Source organism: Bacillota bacterium (assembly GCA_012837335.1).
Classification (GTDB): Bacteria; Bacillota; Limnochordia; order Darwinibacteriales; family DTU012; genus DTU012.
In genome coordinates this window covers 1-4593 of sequence record DURM01000063.1, presented here as the reverse complement: position 1 = coordinate 4593, position 4593 = coordinate 1, and the positions used below count along the sequence as shown (strand labels likewise).

The 4593-nt window shown below is 43.5% G+C and carries 4 protein-coding genes; all 4 read left to right on the top strand.

The annotated features are described in order from the left end of the window. The first annotated feature begins 131 nt into the window (after positions 1-131). Positions 132-761: a DUF4357 domain-containing protein gene (locus GX019_08525; GenBank protein ID HHT37200.1), complete on the top strand. Its 630-nt coding sequence runs from the start codon at positions 132-134 to the stop codon at positions 759-761. A gap of 316 nt (positions 762-1077) precedes the next feature. After that, a complete protein-coding gene (locus tag GX019_08520) occupies positions 1078-1977 on the top strand; it encodes a DMT family transporter (GenBank protein HHT37199.1) in 900 nt (299 codons plus the stop codon). Between the two features lie 25 nt (positions 1978-2002). Next, positions 2003-3262 (top strand): amidohydrolase family protein, encoded by a 1260-nt coding sequence (locus GX019_08515; protein HHT37198.1) that lies wholly within the window; start codon positions 2003-2005, stop codon positions 3260-3262. Between the two features lie 274 nt (positions 3263-3536). Next, the gene (locus GX019_08510; protein HHT37197.1) at positions 3537-4493 is read left to right on the top strand and encodes a helix-turn-helix transcriptional regulator; all 957 of its coding nucleotides are present in this window, start codon (positions 3537-3539) and stop codon (positions 4491-4493) included. Positions 4494-4593: the final 100 nt, after the last annotated feature.

Sequence of the window (4593 nt, the reverse complement as noted above, 5' to 3'; positions counted from 1 at the left end):
TTTTATAACACTCGCCGTGTCCAAAAGCGCTTAGGCTACCTTAGCCCTTTAGAATGGCTGAACCAACATACTGAGCTAACTTTGGCCGGTGTCGCTTAAAGAGTGTCCGGAAAAGTGTTGACTTCCCGGAGTTGGGTATTGATGAGGAAGTCTATCAACGCAATGTTCATCGTCTAGGTAATCTCACCTTGGCTAGCAAAAGGGACAATAGTGTTATGAAGAACAACGTCTGGAGCTATAAAAATAAGATTTTAGCTGAAACTTCACACCTAAAAATGAATGAGGAATTGCTTAAAATTGACAAGTGGACCATAGAGGAAATTGACAAGCGAACGTACTATTTGATTGAAAAAATTAAGGAGTTATATCCGTATTACTCTGCAAACACTGGTGTAATGTCTAAGAAGGTGATTTACATTAAATCAAATACAACTCTAGCATCCGGTTTCTTAAACTTGGATAATGGTAGCGTAGAAATTGACGCTGGTTCCGAGCTGTACGTGATTGAAAATCCTGAACATTATCCGGAAGTAGAGGATCAAAGGCGTGAGTTATTAGAAGAACAAATAATAGCGGAAACCGAAAACGGGCTTGTTTTCGTTCGCCCTTATGTTTTTCATTCGAACAGAGCAAATTATACAGCCTTAAGCACAGCAGCTAGCCTTATTTTGCATAGCTCTCGCAATGGCTGGGAAAGCTGGACTGATGAAACTGGTACCCCCCTTGGTGACTTACCAGAGATTAGAGGCAAGTTTTCGTGAACTCAAGTAGTTATGACTCATCGCTGGGGTAGTTTACTTTGTGGTTATTACCAGCTGTGCTGGGGACAGAACATATGTGTTTGACCCAGATTGCAGCAATTGGTTTCAGCTAGTTGACATAATCCCTCAACTATCGTATGATCGTTGATGTGGGTTTAGGATCTAAGCCTTGTCTTGGTGGAGAACTGCCGCCGGACAAGGCTTCTCATTTTCCTCCTCCAGTTGAGATCGGGGAAGATTTATTATGCAGTTTGTTTTTCGATTATTAGTGAAATACTAACTTACGTTGATTGTATTATTTAGGAGGTTGCTGGATATGGAGAAAAGAAGTTCTCTGCAGGGGTACTTTTTTGTTGCAATTGCCGGAACCCTGTGGGGAATAGGTGGATTTTTTGTTACGAAAATGAGTGAGGCGGGGGCATCTTCCATGATGACCGCATTTGCCGGCCACTTTTTAGCACTTCCGCCTTTACTGTTCTATTTATTGGCAAAGAAGGGAATAGCTGGGCTGAAGATTTCAAAAAAGGGTCTAGTGGTCAGTATTTTATTAGGCGTTTTAACAAAAGGTATTTTCAAATTGGCATTGGATACAAGCATGATCTTAGTAGGGATCGCAACGTCTACAATTCTCATGTATCTGGCTCCGGTTTGGACAGCGATCATGGCAGTAGTATTTTTTAAAGAAAAACTGCGCAATTATCAAGTTTTCGCTCTGCTGCTCAATGTTCTTGGCTGTGCCCTTGTGGTAACAGGTGGAAGATTTACAGAAATAAATATTTCCGGGCTTGGCTTAACCTTGGGACTCGCCGCCGGCTTCCTCTACGGTCTGAGCACAATCTTGGGTAAAATTGGCATCAGCGAAGACGATTCGGCGACCATGGCTTTCTACATGTTAGTGTTCAGCTCCATCGCCATTGCCGTATTTGCTAAGCCGTGGGAGCATTTAGAGCTGTTTGCTAACAATTCGTTTTTACTGTGGGCAATCATGGGTGGTGGACTAAGCGGCGCTGTGGCCAATATTCTCTTCTTAACTGGGCTGTCTAAGGGTATCGATGCTTCCAAAGCAACAATCGTTGCTTCGGTTGAGGTTATTGTAGCAACACTAGCTGGGGTAGTTTTGTTAGGAGAGCAGATCAACCAGGTTGGCTACTTTGGTGTAATTGTTATGTTGGGATCGATTATTTTAATCAACCTCAATATTCCGAAGAGACACTGATAAAACTTTTAATGTGAAGGAGGATATTATGAAAAAATTCGTAAACGCTGTTGTTTACGGTCATGATGACGCGAGTGAAATTTTAGTTGAGAATGGTGTTATTAAAGCCATTGGTAAGGATCTAGGTCCAGCTGATGAGATTATTGATTTAGGCGGCAAATTAGTTACGCCTCCCTATGTCGACCCCCATCTCCATTTAGATTATGTCTACACTTTATCCGAACTTGGACAAGAAGGCGCTAGTTCAGGCACACTTTTTGAAGCAATTGAGCTGTGGCCAAAATTTAAGAAGACTTTAACCGTAGAAAGCGTGAAAAGACTTGCCCTGAAGGGAATTAAAGATGAGGTTTCCCATGGTGTCCAGCACATCCGCACCCATATCGATGTTACCGATCCAAAGTTCACTGCCCTAAAAGCCATGCTGGAGCTGCGGGAGGAATTAAAGGATATCGTGGAAATTCAAATTGTTGCCTTTCCGCAGCAGGGAATGTACACCTATAAGGGCGGTCGAGATTTAGTAGAAGAAGCTCTGAAAATGGGCGCTGATGTTGTTGGAGGGATACCTCATTATGAGCCGGCCAGAGAGTTTGGCGAAAGATCCATTCACGACACAGTTGAGCTAGCTCTGAAATACAATAGGCTGATTGACGTTCACTGCGACGAAACCGATGATCCCCAGTCCCGCTTTGTTGAACTGCTCAATGCCCTGGTGCTGCTGGAAGGCTATGGAGAAAAGACTACTGCCAGCCATACCTGTTCCTTTGGTTCAGCAGATAATTCTTACGCCTACCGAATGATTGATTTGTTTAAAAAGAGCAAGATGAACTTCATTGCTCCTGCAACTGAAAATGCGTATCTGCAGGGCCGCCACGATACTTATCCGAAGCGGCGGGGGCTTACCAGAGTCAAAGAATTCATTGAGAATGGAATCAATGTTGCATTTGCTCAGGATTCCATCAATGATCCCTGGTATCCGATGGGCAATGGCAATTTGATGAACGTCTTGGACAATGGCATCCACTTAGCCCAGATCATGTCACCAGAGCATATTGAGAAGAATCTGGATTTAATCACCTACAATGGCGCGCGCTGCTTACATATCCAGGATCGATATGGATTGGATGTTGGTAAAGATGCGAACTTTATCGTTCTTGACGGCGACAGCCCATTCGATGTAATAAGAAATCGGGCTGGTGTTCTGGCCTCCATTAGAAAAGGAGAATACCTATTTAAACAGAAGCCGGTAGAATACGAAGTTGAGCTCGATCTGGGTGTAGAATACTAATTAAAGTCCGCTAGCGCTGCGGCAGTAAAAAACCACAGCCTCTACCACTATAAGGAAGAGGTTTTTTAATTCTCAAAGTGAAGTTTTAGAATGAGTTAGTGATATTTTCTTCCTGAAATTGGAGGCGGAGATTGATGCTACTTGCTTGAGCAGGGTTTTCGCCAAATTGCAACCACAGGTTGCGTTTTTTTCAAGGCATGTTGGTAGTATGTAAACTTGTTGTTTGCTATAATTTAACTGCACAATGCTACCTTTTAGACGGGAGGAAAAGCAAATGACTTTAGGTGAGAAAATTTTTGAGCTTCGGAAAAGCAAGGGCTGGTCTCAAGAAGAGTTAGCGTCAAAGATTAGTGTGTCAAGGCAGTCCATTTCAAAGTGGGAAAGCAATACCGCCATGCCGGACATCAATCGCATTGTGGAACTGGCTGTGCTGTTTGGAGTGTCCACTGACTATTTACTCAAAGATGATCAAGAGCGGCCAAATCTAGACTTGCAGGTGGATCAAGGATTTCCTAACTTGGTTTCGCTGGAAGAAATGAATGAGTTCGTAACTAAGCAAGCAGCTGCAGGAAAGAGTATTGCCATCGGAGTTATGCTCTGCGTCCTCTCGCCTGTATTATTGATTTTATTGTCTGGTGGCACTTTACTAGGGGCTGCAATCGCGAATGGGATTGGCATGGTGACCTTGTTATCCATGGTTGCTGGGGGAGTGGCGATCTTTATTACAACTAGTGCAAAAATGCAGCGCTTCGAGTATATAGAAAAAGGTGATTTTCAGCTGGCTCCAGGTTTAGCAGGGATTATTAGGGAGAAGCAAGAGGCATATTCCAAAACATATGGACAGAATATGGCAATTGGCGTAGTATTGTTTATCCTGTGCAGTCTGCCGCTGATTACCGCCGGCATCTTCGGAGCTTCTGAAAGAGTATATGCATTTTTAACCGCGCTTCTACTGGTGATTCTCTCCATTGGCTTATTCTTTCTGATCACTACCAGCACCATCAATGGTAGTTTTCAAAAACTACTTCGCGAAGGCGAGTTTGCTCCGCGGGAGCAGGAAGACCAAAAAAGAATATCCCGCTTTGCTGGTTTCTACTGGCCGATTGTCGTTGCTGTTTATCTGGGTTGGAGTTTTTATACAGGCAATTGGGCCATCTCTTGGGTGGTTTGGCCTATTGCTGGACTGCTTTTTGGTGCCATTTCTTCCTTATTTCGGACTGTTGAATCCTAAGCGTGTGGTGTCCCATCTCCAGGATTGTTGTTTTTGTTAGAACATGGTAAGATAATTGTATAAAAAGACAGCATTTCCACCAAGATGGGCGGTTCTATCG